This is a genomic window from Streptomyces sp. AA1529, from assembly GCF_000280905.1.
In the GTDB taxonomy this organism is placed as follows: domain Bacteria; phylum Actinomycetota; class Actinomycetes; order Streptomycetales; family Streptomycetaceae; genus Streptomyces.
Genome location: NZ_ALAP01000017.1, coordinates 20,075 through 37,335, shown reverse-complemented (window position 1 = coordinate 37,335; position 17,261 = coordinate 20,075). Strand labels below are relative to the sequence as shown.

The window sequence follows — 17,261 nt, the reverse complement described above, 5'->3', positions numbered from 1 at the left end:
CGACCGCTCGAAGGACGGTCGCCGAGCCGGCCGGCGCCGAGTCGCCTGGAGTCGAGCCCCTCGGATCACTGGTTCGCCGCTTCGAAGGCGGCTTCCGCGTGCAGCCGGGCGGTGGGGAAGACGGGCACCGGGCTGTCCTGCGGCCCGATGAGCAACTCGATCTCCGTGCACCCCAGCACGATGCCCTCCGCCCCGTCCGCCACCAGCTCGTCGATGACGCGCCGGTACGCGGCACGGGACGCGTCCAGCACGGTTCCCCGGCACAGTTCCTCGTAGATCACGCGGTGCACCAGCTCCCGGTCGGCGGGGGCGGGGACCAGCACCGACAGGCCGCCGGCCGCCAGCCGTCCGCGGTAGAAGTCCTGCTCCATGGTGAACGCGGTCCCCAGCAGGCCGACGCGCCGCAGCCCCGCCGCCCGCACCGCGCCCGCCGTCGCATCGGCCAGGTGCAGCAGCGGCACCTCCACGGCCTCCTCGATGTGCTCGGCGACCCGGTGCATGGTGTTCGTGCACAGCACCAGCAGATCGGCGCCCGCCGCCTCCAGGGCCCGGGCGGCGGCCGCGAGGATGCCGCCCGCCTCGTCCCAGCGCCCCTGCGCCTGCAACACCTCGATCTCGGCGAAGTCGACGGAGTACAGCACCAGCCGCGCCGAGTGCAGCCCGCCGTTCCGGTCCCTGGCCAGTTCGTTGAGCATCCGGTAGTACTCCGCCGAGGATTCCCAGCTCATTCCGCCGATCAGCCCGATGGTTCGCACCGCTGCCGCCGCCCTTCCTCGTCCCGTCCCGTCGCCCCGTGCGTGCTGCCGCTCATGCCGTCGCTGCCGTCGCGCCGTGGACCGCCCGCCGTGGCACCTCCGCACGGCAGCTCACCACATAAGGCGGCCTTTGACGTGTTGCGGGCAGCAGCGCAGAGGCGTCGGCGGCCGAGGGGGACGCCGGCGGGGTCACCGGGCGCCGGGAGCGGATGAGTCCGTGCTCCTCGTGGTACCGCAGCGACCGGGCGCGGACGCCGCCGGCGTCCGCCGGCTCACCGATACGCAGGAGACCTCCCGAGGCCGTCCGTGGGACTCCGGTGTTGCAGTTGACACCGGTGTGAGGTTCCACGCTCTGGGAGCCGCACCCACCGGGGGTGCCCGGAGGAATCGGAGGTCGTCATGACCACGCGGGGATCCATCTGTGGTCGGACTGCGTCCGCCCGCTTCTGACTCCGCGCGCCTTCTCGCGCCGCTCGAATCCCTTCATGCCCTCTCCCGTTCGCGCTCTTTCGCGCCCTTTCGACCCAAGGACCTCTCATGCACTGGCTCTACCTCGGCGCCGCAGTCGTCTTCGAGATCGCCGTCGCCCTCTCCGCCGGCAAGGCCCAGGGCTTCACCCGGCCCGCCTGGACCGCGGCCACCCTGGCCAGCGGCGGCATCGCCACCTATCTGCTCAGCCTGGCGCTGCTGACCTTCGACGTCGGCGTCGGCTACGCGATCTGGACCTCCGCCGCGGGGGTCGGGATCGTCGTCCTCGGCGCCCTCCTCTTCGGCCAGCGCCTCGACTGGCGGAAGCTCCTGGGCATCGCCGCGGTCATCGTCGGCGTCGTCGGCCTCCAGCTCAGCGGAGCGGCCTGACCGTCCGCCGCCCAGCCGGCCGGCCAGGCCGCCCGCGGTCCGCCGTCCGCTGTTCCGCCGCTTCCCCCGCTGCCTCGTTCACCCGTTCCCGCATTCTTGAGAAGGGCCCGCACATGTCCCACCACACCGCCGCCGTCGGCAACAACGAGACCCTCGGCAACGACGAGACCCCCGGCAACGACGAGACTTTCGGTAACAACGACACCGTCCGCCACGGCGACACCAGCGGCGGTGGCGCCGCCGCCCGCAGCGGCCGGGCGCGAGCCTGGCTCGTACTCCTCCTGGCCGGAGCGTTCGAGGTCGGCTACGCGCTCTCCGTGGGAGGGAGCCACGGCTTCACCGTGCTGTCCTGGTCGCTCGTCGCGGTCGTCTTCTTCCTGCTGACGCTCTTCTCCCTGAGCCTCGCCCTGCGCACCCTCGACGTCGGCCTCGGCTACGCGGTCTGGGCCGGTATCGGCGCCGTCGGAGCCGCGCTGCTCGGCCCCGTCTTCTTCGACGAGACCCTCACCCCGGTCAAGGCCCTGTGGCTGACCGTCATCATCGCCGGGGTGGTCTGGCTCAAGCTCTCCGACCGGCCCCAGCACCCCCCGGCCGACGAGCTGCCCGCCCGACCGGACCGGTGAGCAGCTGCCCACCGGCCCGGGGCCGCCGCCCGCTGTCTCCGCAGCGGGCGGCGGCCGGTTCAGTCCTCCGGATACCGGCGCGGGGTCCACACCCGCGCCGGGCCGTCCGCTCCGCCGAAGGCCCGGGTCTGCGAGGAGCCGACGAGCAGCAGGGTGCGCATGTCCACCTGGTCCGGGTCCAGTTCGGCCAGCGGGACGGTGCGCACGCGCTCGCCGTCGCCGCCGACGTCCCGGGCCACCACCACGGGGGTGTCCGGCGCCCGGTGCTCCAGCAGCACCTCGCGGGCCTTGCCGACCTGCCAGGTGCGGCTGCGGGAACCGGGGTTGTAGAGGGCGAGCACCAGGTCCGCCGCCGCCGCGGCGCGCAGTCGGCCGGCGATGACCTCCCAGGGCTTGAGGCGGTCGGAGAGGGAGAGCACGGCGTAGTCGTGGCCCAGCGGCGCCCCCACGCGTGCGGCCGCCGCGTTGGCGGCCGTCACCCCGGGCAGCACCCGTACCGGCACCTCCGCGTACGCGTCCTGCTCGGCCGCCTCCAGCACGGCCGTCGCCATGGCGAACACGCCGGGGTCCCCGCCGGAGACGACGGCCACCCGCCGCCCGCGCCGTGCCAGTTCCAGGGCGAACTCCGCGCGCTCGGCCTCCACCCGGTTGTCCGATCCGTGCCGCCGCTGCCCGTCCCGGCGCGGCACCCGGTCCAGATAGGTCGTGTACCCGACCACGTCGTCGGCGGCGGCCAGCGCGCCGCGCGTCTCGGGGGTGAGCCACAGCGGCCCGGCGGGGCCGGTGCCCACGACGACGACCTCGCCGGGGGAGTCCTCGCGGCACTCGCGGGCCGCCGCGCCGACCTTGCTCGGCAGCACGGCGACGGAGAAGTACGGCACGGACTCCGGGTCCACGTCCGCGACCCGCCCGGTGCGCTCGCCCTGCATCGTGGCGCGCTCCACGTAGCGGGCCTCGGCCAGCCGTCCCGACCGCTCCAGCGCCCGGCGCACCTTGGGGAACGTGCGCCCCAGCTTCATCACGGCCACCGCGTCGCTGGAGGCGAGCCGGGCGGTCAACTCCTCCTCGGGCAGGGTGCCGGGCAGCACCGTCAGCGCCTCCTCGGCCTCCGACAGCGGGGTGCCGAGCCGGGCGGCTGCCGCGCTCACGGAGGTGACACCGGGGACGACCTCGGTCGGATACCGGTGCGCCAGCCGCTTGTGCATGTGCATGTACGAGCCGTAGAAGAACGGGTCGCCCTCGGCGAGCACGGCCACGGTCCGCCCCGCGTCCAGATGTGCGGCCAGCCGCGCCGACGCCTCGGCGTAGAAGTCCTCCAGCGCGCCGCGGTAGCCGCCCGGGTGGTCGGTGGACTCGGTGGTGACGGGATAGACCAGCGCCTCCTCCACGTGGTCGGCCCGCAAATGGCGCTCCGCGATGGAGCGTGCGATCGACCGGCCGTGCCGGGCACTGTGGTACGCGACGACGTCCGCCTCCGCGATGGCCTCCACCGCCCGCACCGTCATCAGCGACGGGTCACCGGGCCCCAGCCCCACGCCGATCAGCCGCCCGGCGCCGCCGGTGTCCCCGGCTCCGGTCGCTCCGGTCGCGCCGGAGGCCCGGGCTTCGGCCGCCACGGGGCCGCCGGTCGCCGGGCCGCCGGTCGCCGGATTGGCGTGCGCCGCCGCGCCGCTCGCGGGTGTGCCGCTCCCGCCGTTCGCCGCCGCATCGTCGGACACGGTGTTCACCTGCTCCTCCTCCGCGCTGCCGGTCACCTGCCTCATTCCTCCTCGCTCGCAATGGCGTTGAGCGCGGAGACGGCCATGGCGCTGCCGCCCCTGCGGCCGTGGACGATCAAGTGCTCCAGCCCGGAGGCGTGCTCGGCCAGCGCCTGCTTGGACTCCACGGCTCCGACGAACCCGACCGGCACCCCGATCACGGCAGCCGGCCGCGGCGCCCCCTCCTCGATCATCTCCAGCAGCCGGAACAGCGCCGTGGGCGCGTTGCCGATCGCCACCACCGAGCCCGCCAGCCGGTCGCGCCACAGTTCGAGGGCGGCAGCGGTGCGCGTCGTCCCCAGTTCGGCCGCGAGCCGGGGCACCTCCGGGTCGGCGAGAGTGCACACCACCTCGTTGTCGGCCGGGAGCCGCCTGCGGGTGACACCGCTGGCGATCATGGCGACGTCGCAGAGCACGGGCGCACCCGCGCGGAGAGCCGCGCGGGCCTCCGCGACGACCCGCGGGGTGTGGGCGAGGTCCCGGACGAGATCGACCATGCCGCACGCGTGGATCATCCGTACCGCGACCTGGCCGACATCGGCGGGCAGCCCCGCCAGGTCCGCCTCGGCGCGGATGGTGGCAAAGGACTGCCGGTAGATGGCAGCGCCGTCCTTCTCGTACTCGAACACTGTGTTCCCGCTCGTCGTCATGGGCCTGCCGTCGCTGAGTCCTCGCGCGCGGGCGCACGGCCCCCGCTGCGCTCGGACGGTCGGTTGCTCTCCCGGGCCGCGGCGCCCGCAAGCGCGCCGCCGCCGTGCCCGGTTCCGTCGTCCCGGTGCGGTCCGCCGTCCTCCGGTACGCGGGCCGCCGCGGCGGCCGCGCCCGGGTCGGAGCCGGCGGGGACCGGGACGGGGAGTTCTTCGCCGGTGCCGCGCACCACCGCCACCCGGTAGCCGTCGGCCCCGGCGACGACCTCCACCCGGTCGCCGCGCGGATGCCCGCACCTGCGCTCGCACCCGGACCAGTACACGGGCAGCGCGAACGAGCCGCTGCCGGGACCGGGAACAGGACCGGGGCGGGCCAGGGCGGCGGCGGCGTCGGCGCGCACGTCCGTCAGGGACTTGGCGCAGCCCGGGCGCCCCGCGCAGGCGCCCGCTCCCCGCCAGGGCGAGGCGGGATCGGTCACCAGCCCCGCGGCGCCGAGCGCCGTGCGGACGCCGGATGCACGTGAGCGCGTGAGGCCGGGGACGACGACGCCCCGCCACGGAGTCATCCGCAGCGTGCCGTCGCCCTCGCGTTCGGCGGTACGGGTCAGCAGCTCCCACTGCCGGCCGGTCAACCGGCCGAGCGGGGCGAGCACGGAGAGCGCCACCGCCCCGGAAGGGCCGGTGACCGGGCCGGGCACGGGAGCCTCGGTGATCTGCGCAGTCCGGATCTGTTCAGCGCGGGGGCCGAGCGCCGGGGCCGCCGGGAGGGAGCCGAGCGGCGCCTCCCGCACTCCGGCTCCCAGCCGGAGTGCGGTCCTGCGGGCCAACTCGGCGCCCGTCACCGCGAGGTCGGCGACCCGCCAGGCGCGGAGTCCCGACTCCCGTGCGGCGTCCAGGAAGGTCTCCGCGGCCACCACGGCCGCGGCTGCGGCGTGTTCGTCCGCGACGCGGAGCACCCCGGCGTCCCGGTCGGCGCCGAAGTACAGCAGTGCCGTGCCGTCCGGCTCGGCGAGCAGGGTCACATCCGCTCCGAGCGCGGCGACGTCGCCGCGGCCGTCGTCCACGGCGAACAGGAAGCGCCCCGAGAGTTCGCGCAGTGCTTCGCTTTCGCACAGGAGTTGATCCAGTTCGGTGAGCTGCCCGGCCACGTCCCGGTGCCCGGAACCGTCCAGGCCGGACAGCGGCGAGGCCACGATGTTGCGGACGCGCTCGTGTGCGGGCGAGGGCAGCAGTCCCGCGCTGCTCAGCAGCTCGGCCAGGTCGGGTCCCGCGTCCTCCCGGAGGCCCCGGAGTTGGACGTTTCCCCGGGAGGTCAGATGCAGTTCGCCGGAGCCGAGCCGGGTCGCCGCCGCGTGCAGGGCCGCCGCCTGGGCGACGTCGAGCACGCCGCCGGGTACCCGTACGCGCGCCAGCCCGCCGTCGTCCGCCCGGTGCAGCCGCAGCGCTCCCGGGCAGGCGTCGGCTCGCTCACGCGGGGCCGCGCAACTGGTTGCTTCAGCAACCGGCGTGGTGCCGTGCGCGGACGGACGACTGGAGGGCATGACCATGTCGGCGAGCATACCGACCCCCGTCGACCCCTCCCCGGAGCACCGGACCGCCCCTCCACCCCCCGCCGTCACAGGCGTCCGCCGACGAGCGGCCGACGAGCGGTGGGCGGGAGGCGGACGGCCGGCGGACGGGCGGGCGGCCACCGGGCCGGGTGGCCGGCGCGCGAGCCGCCCCCGACGGGTGCCCTCCCGCCACGCGGCGGGTCCCCGTACGATGCTGTGGGCGGACCACCCGGTCCGCCCACATCGCCAGCGACGGCGACAGGGGAGGAAGCCCGGTGCGAATCCGGCGCGGTCCCGCCACTGTGAGCCCGGCCACCACGGCCGGGTGAGCCAGGAACTCCCGCCGTCCGAGACCGCCCGGGGCGCGGACACCCCGAGGAAGGGCCGACAGCAGCATGCCGCTTTCGTCACGCGACAACGCCGACTCCGACGCGACCGTCGCCACCCCCGACGACGCCCCCCGGGTGATCCTGCTCCTGTCGACCTCCGACACGGACCTCCTCAGCGCCCGTGCCGCCTCCGCCGAGGTCACCGCGCCGGCCCCGGGCGACGGCGCCGACAGTCCCGCCGCCGCCCCGCTCACCTACCGCTACGCCAACCCGAGCCGCATACCCGAGGACACCCTCGGTACCGAACTCGAAGCGCTGCTGGACGGAGTCGACCTCGTCGTCGTCCGGCTGCTCGGCGGCGTGCGGGCCTGGCAGCAGGGCATCGACCTGCTGCGCGGCTCCGGCGTCCCCCTCGTCGTCCTGACCGGCGAACAGGCCCCCGACGCCCAGCTCATGGCGGCCTCCACGGTCCCCATCGGAGTGGCGGCCGAAGCGCACGCCTACCTCGCGCACGGCGGCCCCGCCAACCTCGTGCAGCTGGCCCGCTTCCTGTCCGACACCGTGCTGCTCACCGGCCACGGCTTCGAGCCCCCGGCACCCGCCCCGGCCTGGGGCCACCTGGACCGCGAACCGGCCACCCGCGAACCCTCCGCGGGCGAGCCCGGCCGTGACGCCTCGTCCGGGGACCCGGCGTCGGCGGGGACGGCTCCCACCATCGCCGTCCTCTACTACCGGGCCCACCACATGAGCGGCAACACCGCCTTCGCCGCGGCGCTCTGCGACGCCGTCGAAGCGGCCGGCGGCAGGGCGCTCCCCCTCTACGTGGCCTCGCTCCGCGCCCCCGAACCCGAGCTCGTCGAGGAACTCCGCGCCGCCGACGCCATCGTGACGACGGTGCTCGCGGCGGGCGGCACCAAACCCGCCGAGGCCGGAGCGGGCGGCGACGACGAGGCATGGGACGCGGGCGCCCTCACCAGCCTGGACGTACCGATCATCCAGGCGCTGTGCCTCACCGCGCCCCGCACCGACTGGGAGCAGAACGACGAGGGGGTCTCCCCGCTCGACGCCGCGAGCCAGATCGCCGTGCCCGAGTTCGACGGCCGGCTCATCACGGTGCCGTTCTCCTTCAAGGAGATCGACGCCGACGGTCTGCCGTCCTACGTGGCCGACCCGGAGCGTGCCGCGCGGGTCGCGGGCATCGCCGTTCGCCACGCCCGGCTGCGCCACATACCGGCAGCCGAGAAGCGGTTGGCGCTCGTCCTGTCCGCGTACCCGACCAAGCACTCCCGGATCGGCAACGCGGTCGGCCTCGACACCCCGGCCAGCGCGGTCGCGCTGCTCCAGCGGCTCCGCGCGGAGGGCTACGACTTCGGCGACGAGGACATCCCCGGCCTGCCCCGGACCGGAACCCCGGCGACCGGCACCGCACCGGCGCACGCACCCGCCTCCGCGGAAGGCGGCCCGGCCCACGCCGACTCGGACGCAGAAGCCGACTCGGACGCCGCCGGCGAACCGGAGGAACACACCGGCGACGCGCTCATCCGCGCGCTCATCGAAGCCGGCGGCCACGACCAGGACTGGCTCACCGAGGAACAGCTGGCCCGCAACCCGGTCCGCATCCCGGCGGCCGACTACCGCCGCTGGTACGCCACGCTCCCGCAGGAGCTGCGCGACGCCGTGGAGGAGCACTGGGGCCCGCCGCCGGGCGAGATGTTCGTCGACCGCACCCACAACCCGGACGGCGACATCGTCCTGGCCGCCCTGCGCCACGGCAACCTGCTGATCCTCATCCAGCCGCCCCGCGGCTTCGGCGAGAACCCCATCGCCATCTACCACGATCCGGACCTGCCGCCCTCGCACCACTACCTGGCGGCCTACCGCTGGATCGCCGCGCCGCAGGCCGACGGCGGATTCGGCGCGGACGCGATGATCCACCTGGGCAAGCACGGCAACCTGGAGTGGCTGCCCGGCAAGAACGCAGGCCTCTCGGCGGCATGCGCACCCGACGCCGCGCTCGGCGACCTGCCGCTCGTCTACCCGTTCCTGGTCAACGACCCGGGCGAGGGCACCCAGGCCAAACGCCGGGTGCACGCCACGCTCGTCGACCACCTGGTGCCACCGATGGCCCGCGCCGACTCCTACGGGGACATCGCCCGGCTCGAACAACTCCTGGACGAGTACGCGCAGATCAGCTCCATGGACCCGGCCAAGCTGCCGGCGATCCGGGCCCAGATCTGGACCCTCATCCAGGCGGCCCGGCTCGACCACGACCTCGGCCTGGAGCAGCGGCCCGACGACGACGGCTTCGACGACTTCCTCCTGCACGTCGACGGCTGGCTGTGCGAGGTCAAGGACGCGCAGATCCGGGACGGCCTGCATGTCCTGGGCGCCGCACCGGCCGGCGCCGACCGCGTCAACCTGGTCCTCGCCATCCTCCGCGCCCGGCAGATCTGGGGCGGCACCAACAGCCTGCCCGGCCTCCGCGAGGCCCTCGGCCTGGACGAGTCCGCGGCCACCCGCACCACCTCCGACGAAGCCGAGGAACAGGCCCGCGCCCTGGTCGAGGCGATGGAGGCCGCGGACTGGGACCCCGCCGCCGTGCCCCGCGCAGCCGCCGGGCATCCGCAGCAGGTCGCCGACATCCTCGACTTCGCGGCCCGCGAGGTCGTCCCCCGGCTGGCGGCCACCACCGCCGAACTCGACCACGCCGTCCACGCGCTCGTCGGCGGCTTCATCCCCGCCGGGCCGTCCGGCTCGCCGCTCCGCGGGCTGGTCAACGTCCTCCCGACCGGCCGCAACTTCTACTCCGTCGACCCCAAGGCCGTCCCCTCCCGCCTCGCGTGGGAGACGGGCCAGGCCCTCGCCGACTCCCTCCTGGAGCGCTACCGCGCCGACAACGGCAGTTGGCCCACCTCCGTCGGCCTCTCCCTGTGGGGCACCAGCGCCATGCGCACGGCGGGCGACGACATCGCCGAGGCCCTCGCCCTGCTCGGCGTCCGCCCGGTGTGGGACGACGCCTCCCGCCGTGTCACCGGCCTGGAGCCGATCCCCGCCGACGAGCTGGGCCGCCCCCGGATCGACGTCACCCTGCGGATATCCGGCTTCTTCCGCGACGCGTTCCCGCACGCCGTGGCCCTGCTGGACGACGCGGTGCGGCTGGCCGCCTCCCTGGAGGAGCCGGACGACGTCAACCACGTACGCGCCCACACCCAGCAGGACCTGCGCGAACACGGCGACGAACGGCGCGCCACCACCCGCATCTTCGGCTCCCGCCCCGGCACCTACGGCGCGGGCCTCCTCCAGCTGATCGACTCGCGCGACTGGCGCACCGACGCCGACCTCGCCGAGGTCTACACCGTCTGGGGCGGCTACGCCTACGGCCGGGACCTGGCCGGCCGCCCGGCCCGCGACGAGATGGAGACCGCCTACAAGCGGATCGCCGTCGCCGCCAAGAACACCGACACCCGCGAACACGACATCGCCGACTCCGACGACTACTTCCAGTACCACGGCGGCATGGTCGCCACCGTGCGCGCGCTGCGCGGCTCCGCGCCCGAGGCGTACATCGGCGACTCCACCCGCCCCGAGACGGTGCGCACCCGCACCCTCGTCGAGGAGACCTCCCGCGTCTTCCGCGCCCGGGTGGTCAACCCCAAGTGGATCGAGGCGATGCGCCGCCACGGCTACAAGGGCGCCTTCGAACTGGCCGCCACCGTCGACTACCTCTTCGGCTACGACGCCACCACCGGTGTGGTGGCCGACTGGATGTACGACAAACTCACCGAGACCTACGTCCTGGACGAGACCAACCGCACCTTCCTCCAGGAGTCCAACCCCTGGGCCCTGCACGGCATCGCCGAACGCCTCCTGGAGGCCGAGTCCCGCGGCATGTGGTCCAAGCCCGACCCCACAGCCCTCGATGCCCTCCGCCAGATCTACCTGGAGACGGAAGGCGAACTGGAACAGGACGAATAGCGGCTCCGCGGCCGGTCCGGCAGATCCCCGGGTCTGCCGGACCCGTGCGCCCCTGCGGGCCGCTGTCGGCCCCGCCGACCGGCCCGCCGGCCGAGGCCGTTGCGGCATCGGCGGCGCGCTACTCCATGAGCCGCAGGACGTCCGCGGCCGACCACTCCCGCTCGGCCCCCGGCGCCCCGGCGAGGTACTCCGCGACCGCCGCCGCGCTCCACCCGCTGCCCGCGCCCGATCCCGCGCCCGATCCCGCGCCCGCGCCCGCGCCCGCTCCCGATCCCGCCGCGAGCAGCCCGGTGGCCAGGAAGCGCAGATACGCGGCCGCCGGAGGCAGGTGCGGCACCTCCTCCACGCGCCACGGCGCGGTGCACGTCAGCACCGGGCGACCCGCCAACTCCCCGGCGTACACAAGGGTCTCGTACCGCCCGGCGCCGATCCGGTGCCGTCCTCGCGCCAGGACCGGGGACAGCTCGAGATCCGTCCCCGGCTCCCGGTACATCTCCTGCGCCGCGATGTCCGAGAACTGCCCCGCCGTCACCAGGTGCGCCACCGCGAGCGTGCGCCCTTCGGCGTCCGGATCGTAGAAGGCCCGCCCGCCGCCCCACACCGGCGACGTGGTCGCGAAGTACAGCACCCCGGGCAACTCCACCGGCACCGACTCCGCGGGCATCGTCCGGTCCCGGCACCCCGGATACCACCGGTCCGCACCCCGCGGCCGCCCTCCGGCGAGGTAGGCCCGCAACCGCTCCGGATGGACGTTGGAACCGTAGGCGGCGTACCAGAGCTGCCGCGGCGTCTCCGTACGATCCGTGGCCCTCCGTTCCACCTGCCGCACGGGACTCACGCCCTTCCCGCCGGCCCCGGACGTCCCGGCAACGCCGCTACTGGGCGTCCGCGCCCGCTTCCGGCTCGCCGCCGAAGCGCTCGCGGTAGCCCTCCAGGTCGTCCTCGGTGATCTTCTGGAAGAGCACCGGCGGCACCGTGAAGCCCGTACCGGCGGGCACCGAGGACAGGGACCGGGCCTCGTCCGCGCCCACCCAGGCCGCGGTGTCGTCCGGCAGCGTGAAGGCGCTCCGCATGGCCTCGGCGGAGCTGGGGATGAAGGGCTCGGAGACGACGGAGTAGAGGTGGATCAGGTTCATGGCCGTCCGCAGGGTCAGCGCGGCGGCGTCCTGGTCGGTCTTGATCTCCAGCCAGGGGGCCTTCTCCTCCAGATAGGCGTTCCCGGCACTCCACAGCGCACGCAGCGCGGCGGCGGCCTTGCGGAACCGGAGCGCGTCCATGTGCTCCTCGTACTCCGCCAGGAGCCCCGCGATCTCCCGGCCGAGCTTCTCCTCCGCCTCGCCCGCCTCCGCGCCCGCCGGGACGGCGTCGCCGAAGCGCTTGCGGGAGAAGGACAGCACGCGGTTGACGAAGTTCCCGAGCGTGTCCGCGAGGTCCTTGTTGACGACGGAGGAGAAGAACTCCCACGAGAAGGAGGCGTCGTCCGACTCCGGGGCGGCCGCCAGCAGGAAGTACCGCCAGTAGTCGGCGGGCAGCAGCTCCAGCGCCGCGTCGGTGAAGATGCCGCGGTTCTGCGAGGTGGAGAACTTGCCCCCGTAGTAGTTGAGCCAGTTGAAGGACTTGACGAAGTCGACCTTCTTCCACGGCTCGCGGGTGCCCAGCTGCGTCGCCGGGAACATCACCGTGTGGAAGGGGACGTTGTCCTTGGCCATGAACTCGGTGTAGCGCACGGACTCGTCCGCCTCGTACCACCAGGACTTCCAGTCCCGGCTGTCCGGCTGCGCGTCCGCCCACTCCTTGGTGGCGCCGATGTACTCGATGGGCGCGTCGAACCAGACGTAGAAGACCTTGCCCTCGGCCGCCAGTTCCGGCCAGGTGTCCGCGGGCACCGGCACGCCCCAGTCCAGGTCGCGGGTGATGGAACGGTCCTGGAGGCCTTCGGTGAGCCACTTGTGGGCGATCGAGGAGGAGAGCACCGGCCACTCGTCGGTGTGAGCGTCGACGAACTTCTTGACCTCGCCCTCCAGCTTCGACTGGAGCAGGAAGAGGTGCTTGGTCTCCCGCACCTCCAGTTCGGTGCTGCCGCTGATCGCCGAACGCGGTTCGATCAGGTCGGTGGGGTCGAGCACGCGGGTGCAGTTCTCGCACTGGTCGCCGCGGGCCTTGTCGTAGCCGCAGTGCGGGCAGGTGCCGATGATGTACCGGTCCGGCAGGAAGCGGTTGTCCGCCGCCGAGTACATCTGCCGGATGGCGCGCTCCTCGATGAACCCGTTCCGGTGCAGCTGCCGTGCGAAGCGCTGGGTGATCTCGACGTTCTGCGGCGAGGAGCTGCGGCCGAAGTAGTCGAAGGCCAGGTCGAAGCCCTCGTAGATGCCCCGCTGGACCTCGTGCTGCTGGGCGCAGAAGTCGGCCACCGGCAGTCCCGCCTCCGCCGCCGCGAGCTCGGCGGGCGTGCCGTGCTCGTCCGTCGCGCAGATGTACAGCACCTCGTGGCCGCGCTGCCGCAGGTAGCGGGCGTACACGTCGGCCGGGAGCATCGACCCGACCATGTTCCCCAGGTGCTTGATCCCGTTGATGTACGGCAGCGCGCTGGTGATGAGGTGTCGAGCCATCCCGGGATGCTCCAATTGATCTTGCGGCCCCCACGGGTGCCACTTACGGGTGCAGACAGACGGGCCGCGCGGGCCACCACCACCCACGGCACCGGCACGTACGCCATGTACGCCACGTCCATGAGCCGTCCACACTCGGTGACGGCACCCCACTACGGGCCGCGACCATCCTAACGACTGGCCGCCGCCCCTCGGAATCAGGATTCCCCCGGCCCGGAGCCCCGGGCCCGGTCCGGGAGGGCGTCGGGCGGGCACCGACCGCCGTTGTCAGTGCCCGGACCTACTGTGAGGCCCGTCGATCACCTGTGGCGTGAACAGCTCGTCACAGGGCGCCGGCCTGGGTCGGTGCGGTTCCGAGGAGGGGAGCGGCCATGCGGCGCTGGGAGACGGCCGGCGGGGGAGAAGACGGCCCGAGCACGTTCTGGGAGATCGAGTCGGACGGCGCGGTGGTGAAGACCCGTCATGGAGAGGCCGGCGCCCCGGCGCGCACGCGGGTCGAGGACTGCGGTTCGGCGACGGCTGCGGAGGCGTACGTGGCCGACGCCGTGCGGGAGAAGGAACGCGAGGGATACGTGCCCGTGGGCACCGGTCACCCGCCGGAGCAAGGCGGTGCCACCGACGCCGCGGCGGCAGCCGACGAGGACTCCTTCACCCTGCCCGAGGCCTGGCGGGCGAGCCTCCGGCCGCGCCGGGGCGGCTGCACCCCGTACCTCTACGCCCCCCACGCGTCGGCCCTCGACTCCTGGGACCGCCGGCTCGCGACGGCCGGACAGGAGGCGTGGACCGGAGCGAACCCCGGCGGGGACGTCGCCGGCATCGACCCGGAGCTCGCGGCCGCCGCACGCCGCTGTCTGGAGGGGGCGGCGGATCCGGTCGGCGCCGCGGTCGTGGCCGTCGTCACCGACCGCCGGAAGCTGATGTACGAGTACGTCGTCGACGCCTGGACCCTCCGGCACGGCCTGGCCTTCGCGGCCCGTGCCACGGTCGAGCTGTTCGGGATCCACCGCGAGGACCCGATCCACGACCTGACCACGCGACTGGCCGTCCTGCCCGAGGGCGAAGCGAAGTACCAGCTGTGGCTGCGCCGGGGCGCCGCCGACCGGGTGCGGACGCTGCTGTACATGGCCGACGAGGACACGTACCGCGAGGTGGTGGCCGCCCTGGCCGCGCACCGTGGCGATGCGCGGCGCCGCATCGTGGTCTCGTACCTGGTGCCGACCGAGACCGACTGGGTCGCGGAGTGCTGCGCCGACCCGGGGGAGAGCGGCCGGGAGGACCGCGTCGTACGCGCCATGCTGTTCGAGTCGCTGAACGACGAGGAGCAGCTGCGGACCCTGCTGCGGGAGGGCGGCGTGCCCGCCTACGACGGCAGCCTCGCCGCGACGGCCACCGTCGCCGAGGGCGTCGGCCCGGCCGTCGCCGTGCTGATCGCCCAGATCTGGCGGCACCGGACGCCGTCCCGTGGGGCATCGGCCGAAGAACTGGCCGGATTCCTGGCCCGGTTGCCGACGGACGAGGCGTTCGAGCTGCTGATGACCCACGCGGACGACAAGCAGGTGCATCCGGCGCTGCTGGAGGCGGCGCACCGGTATCCGATGCGCGCGGCACGTCTCCTGGCCGGCCGGGCGGCGCCGGCCCCGGGGCGCAACGCCCACCTGCTGGGCCAGTTGCTCACCGCACATGTCGCCGCCCACCGTGCGCTGCTCGACTCCCGGCTCGCCCAGTTCCCGCCCCGGGCCGCCGAGGCGGTACGGGAACTGCTGCGCCCGTCCCCGGCCGCGTCCGCCGACGCGCTGCCCGAGCTGCTGGTGAGCCCGCCGTGGACCCGCGAGCGGACGGCCCCGGAACCGAGAACCGTCAAGGGCCTCGTCGCGGACGAGGAGACCCGCATGCTGTGGCAGTCCGGCGAGCGCGCGGTGTGGGAGGCCGCCGACGAGGAAGCCGAGCTGCGCCGACGCCGGCGGAACGAGCCGTATCCCGACATCGAGGCCGTGCGGCAGCAGTTCCCGGACCTCGACAACTTCCAGCTGGCCGAGCTGTTCACCGACGGCCCGGCCGCGTACCGCCCGTTGCTGGCGCAGTGGACGCCCGAAGGGGTGTGGGTGGAGATACTGAAACCGGTGGCCGCCCGGTGGGAGGAACATGCCCTGCCGCCGCTGCTGCACGCCGCGGAGCGGGAGCCCGCAGCGGCCGGCGAACTGCTCCTGCCCTACCGTCGGCAGGCCGTCGCGCGGCTGATGGCCGACTGGTTCGTACGGCTGAGATCCGTCGCGCCCACGGCCCGTGCGTGGTTCGCGCGGCACGGCACGGACAGCGTCCCGCTGCTGGTGCCCGACGCCGTCGGCCCCGCGGGCCCCGCCCGCCGCAATGCCGAGCAGGCGCTGCGGTCCGTCGCCGCCACCCACGGCCAGGACGCCGTGCTCGAGGCGGCGGGCTGCCACGGCCCCGAGGCGGTAGCGGCCGTCCGTGACCTGCTGTCGGCCGACAGCAGGGAACTCGCGCTGCCGCCGAAGATGCCGGAGCCGGCCGCCTGGGCCGACCCCCGGCTGCTGCCGCGCGTGCTGCTGCGTGACCGAACCTCGCCGCTGCCGGACGAGTCGGTCGGCCATCTGCTGACCATGCTGGCCATCTCCCGGCCGGGCGCCGTCTACACGGGCGTGGAAGTGGTGAAGGAGGCGTGCGATCCCGAGTCGCTGGCCGACTTCGTCTGGTCCGTCTTCGAGCAGTGGCGGATGGCCGGTATGCCGCCCAAGGAGAGCTGGGCGCTGCACGCCCTGGGGTGGCTCGGCGACGACGACACGGTGCGCCGGCTGACACCGGTCCTGCGCAACTGGCCCGGCGAGGGGGCGCACAAGCGTGCCGTGGAGGGCCTGGACGTCCTGGCGGCCCTCGGCAGCGACGTCGCCCTGATGCATCTGCACGGGATGGCCCAGCGGGTGAAGTTCAAGGCGCTCAAGGCGCGCGCCGAAGAGAAGCTCCGACAACTGGCAGCCGATCGGGGGCTGTCCGGTGAGGAGCTCGCCGACCGGCTGGTGCCGGACTTCGGGCTGGACGCCGACGGCTCGACCGTCGTCGACTACGGGCCCCGGCACTTCACCGTGGGCTTCGACGAGCAGTTGCGGCCATACGTCCTGGACCAGCACGGGAAGCGGCGCAAGAGCCTGCCCCAACCGGGTGCCCACGACGACGCCGAACTGGCGGCAGCGGAACGCAAGCGGTTCATGGCGCTGAAGAAGGACGTGCGGACGGTGGCCTCGGACCAGGTGCGCCGACTCGAAGCCGCGATGGTCGCCGGCCGCAGCTGGACGGCCGGTGAGTTCCGCGAGCTGTTCGCCTCCCACCCGCTGCTGTGGCATCTGGTGCGGCGGCTGGTGTGGCTGTCCGTCCCGGCCGGGACACCGGAGAGCGCCCTGTACGGCACCCCTGTCGTCGGCGGCGCCGACGCGGCGACGGCGTTCCGGGTCACGGAGGACCGCAGCCTCGCCGACGCACGCGACGAGAAGTTCACGCTGCCCGAGGACGCCTCCGTACGGCTGGCACACCCGCTCCACCTGGGCGAGAAGCTGACCGCGTGGCAGCGGGTCATCACCGACCACGAGATCCAGCAGCCCTTCCCGCAACTCGACCGCGCTGTCCACCGGCTCACCGAGGACGAGGCAGCCGGCGACCACCTGGAGCGGTTCGAGAACATCACCGTGTCGACCGCCAAACTGCTCGGCCTGGAACGCCGCGGCTGGCAGCGCGACGAGCCGATGTTCGCCGGCTACCAGGGACAACTGTCCAAACCCGTCGGGAAGAACCGCTGGATCGTCGTCAGTCCGTCGGAGGGGTTCATCATCGGCGCCGTCGACGCCTCCACCGAGCAGTCACTGGAATACATAGGGCTCACCGACCAGCCCACCGCGTGGACCCCGTCCGGAGAGCCGTCCCGGCCCGCCTTCGCCGAGCTCGACCCGGTGACCACATCGGAGCTGCTCGCCGACCTCACGGAGCTGGTCACGAGGTAACCCCCGGACACAACGTCCCGACTCCCCCCCCACGGAACTGCTCTCGTAGGCCTTGATCAAGGGCGCGTCTGAACGACGGCGTGCTCCGGCTTTGGAAAGGCGCGGTGGCTGCTTCGCTGTCGGTCCCAGTCACGGACTGGACAATCGGCTC

General features: G+C 73.9%; 10 protein-coding genes and 1 riboswitch. Of the genes, 4 read left to right on the top strand and 6 right to left on the bottom strand.

What is annotated here, in order from left to right; genetic code table 11:
- Nucleotides 1-65: 65 nt before the first annotated feature.
- The gene (locus A949_RS0104165) at nt 66-755 is read right to left on the bottom strand and encodes an aspartate/glutamate racemase family protein (RefSeq protein WP_019354751.1); all 690 of its coding nucleotides are present in this window, start codon (nt 753-755) and stop codon (nt 66-68) included.
- Between the two features lie 537 nt (nt 756-1,292).
- Here A949_RS0104165 and A949_RS0104160 point away from each other — a divergent pair.
- Both A949_RS0104160 and A949_RS32425 read left to right on the top strand, forming a co-directional pair.
- Nucleotides 1,293-1,613: a DMT family transporter gene (locus tag A949_RS0104160; RefSeq protein ID WP_019354750.1), complete on the top strand. Its 321-nt coding sequence runs from the start codon at nt 1,293-1,295 to the stop codon at nt 1,611-1,613.
- A gap of 281 nt (nt 1,614-1,894) precedes the next feature.
- Nucleotides 1,895-2,236: a DMT family transporter gene (locus A949_RS32425; RefSeq protein ID WP_051019384.1), complete on the top strand. Its 342-nt coding sequence runs from the start codon at nt 1,895-1,897 to the stop codon at nt 2,234-2,236.
- 59 nt (nt 2,237-2,295) lie between these two features.
- On the opposite strand, the gene cobJ is transcribed toward A949_RS32425, so the two are convergent.
- From cobJ to cobG, 3 genes are all read right to left on the bottom strand, one after another.
- On the bottom strand, nt 2,296-3,741 hold the full coding sequence (gene cobJ / locus A949_RS0104150; RefSeq protein WP_051019383.1) for a precorrin-3B C(17)-methyltransferase: 1,446 nt from the start codon (nt 3,739-3,741) through the stop codon (nt 2,296-2,298).
- A 254-nt stretch (nt 3,742-3,995) separates the two neighbouring features.
- Complete coding sequence (locus A949_RS0104145; RefSeq protein WP_019354747.1) at nt 3,996-4,622, bottom strand: precorrin-8X methylmutase; 627 nt, start codon at nt 4,620-4,622, stop codon at nt 3,996-3,998.
- A gap of 17 nt (nt 4,623-4,639) precedes the next feature.
- Entirely contained in the window at nt 4,640-6,199 is a 1,560-nt protein-coding gene (cobG, locus tag A949_RS0104140; RefSeq protein WP_019354746.1) for a precorrin-3B synthase, read from the bottom strand.
- Nucleotides 6,200-6,454: 255 nt separating this feature from the next.
- Nucleotides 6,455-6,530: riboswitch (cobalamin riboswitch) on the top strand.
- A gap of 124 nt (nt 6,531-6,654) precedes the next feature.
- Between cobG and cobN the strand changes: the two genes are divergently transcribed.
- Complete coding sequence (gene cobN / locus A949_RS0104135) at nt 6,655-10,494, top strand: cobaltochelatase subunit CobN (protein ID WP_026004328.1); 3,840 nt, start codon at nt 6,655-6,657, stop codon at nt 10,492-10,494.
- A gap of 118 nt (nt 10,495-10,612) precedes the next feature.
- Here cobN and A949_RS0104130 read toward each other — a convergent pair whose 3' ends face one another.
- Together A949_RS0104130 and metG are read right to left on the bottom strand one after the other, a co-directional pair.
- Complete coding sequence (locus A949_RS0104130) at nt 10,613-11,323, bottom strand: hypothetical protein (protein WP_019354744.1); 711 nt, start codon at nt 11,321-11,323, stop codon at nt 10,613-10,615.
- 46 nt (nt 11,324-11,369) lie between these two features.
- Nucleotides 11,370-13,103 (bottom strand): methionine--tRNA ligase, encoded by a 1,734-nt coding sequence (gene metG, locus A949_RS0104125; protein WP_019354743.1) that lies wholly within the window; start codon nt 13,101-13,103, stop codon nt 11,370-11,372.
- A 371-nt stretch (nt 13,104-13,474) separates the two neighbouring features.
- On the opposite strand from metG, the gene A949_RS0104120 reads away from it, so the two are divergent.
- Entirely contained in the window at nt 13,475-17,110 is a 3,636-nt protein-coding gene (locus A949_RS0104120; RefSeq protein WP_019354742.1) for a DUF4132 domain-containing protein, read from the top strand.
- The last annotated feature ends 151 nt before the right edge of the window (nt 17,111-17,261 follow it).

Coding starts and splice junctions, on each gene's coding strand:
- A949_RS0104160 (WP_019354750.1), top strand. CDS start 1,293: ATGCACTGGCTCTACCTCGGCGCCGCAGTCGTCTTCGAGATCGCCGTC.
- cobJ (WP_051019383.1), bottom strand. CDS start 3,741: ATGACGGTGCGGGCGGTGGAGGCCATCGCGGAGGCGGACGTCGTCGCG.
- cobG (WP_019354746.1), bottom strand. CDS start 6,199: ATGCTCGCCGACATGGTCATGCCCTCCAGTCGTCCGTCCGCGCACGGC.
- metG (WP_019354743.1), bottom strand. CDS start 13,103: ATGGCTCGACACCTCATCACCAGCGCGCTGCCGTACATCAACGGGATC.
- A949_RS0104120 (WP_019354742.1), top strand. CDS start 13,475: ATGCGGCGCTGGGAGACGGCCGGCGGGGGAGAAGACGGCCCGAGCACG.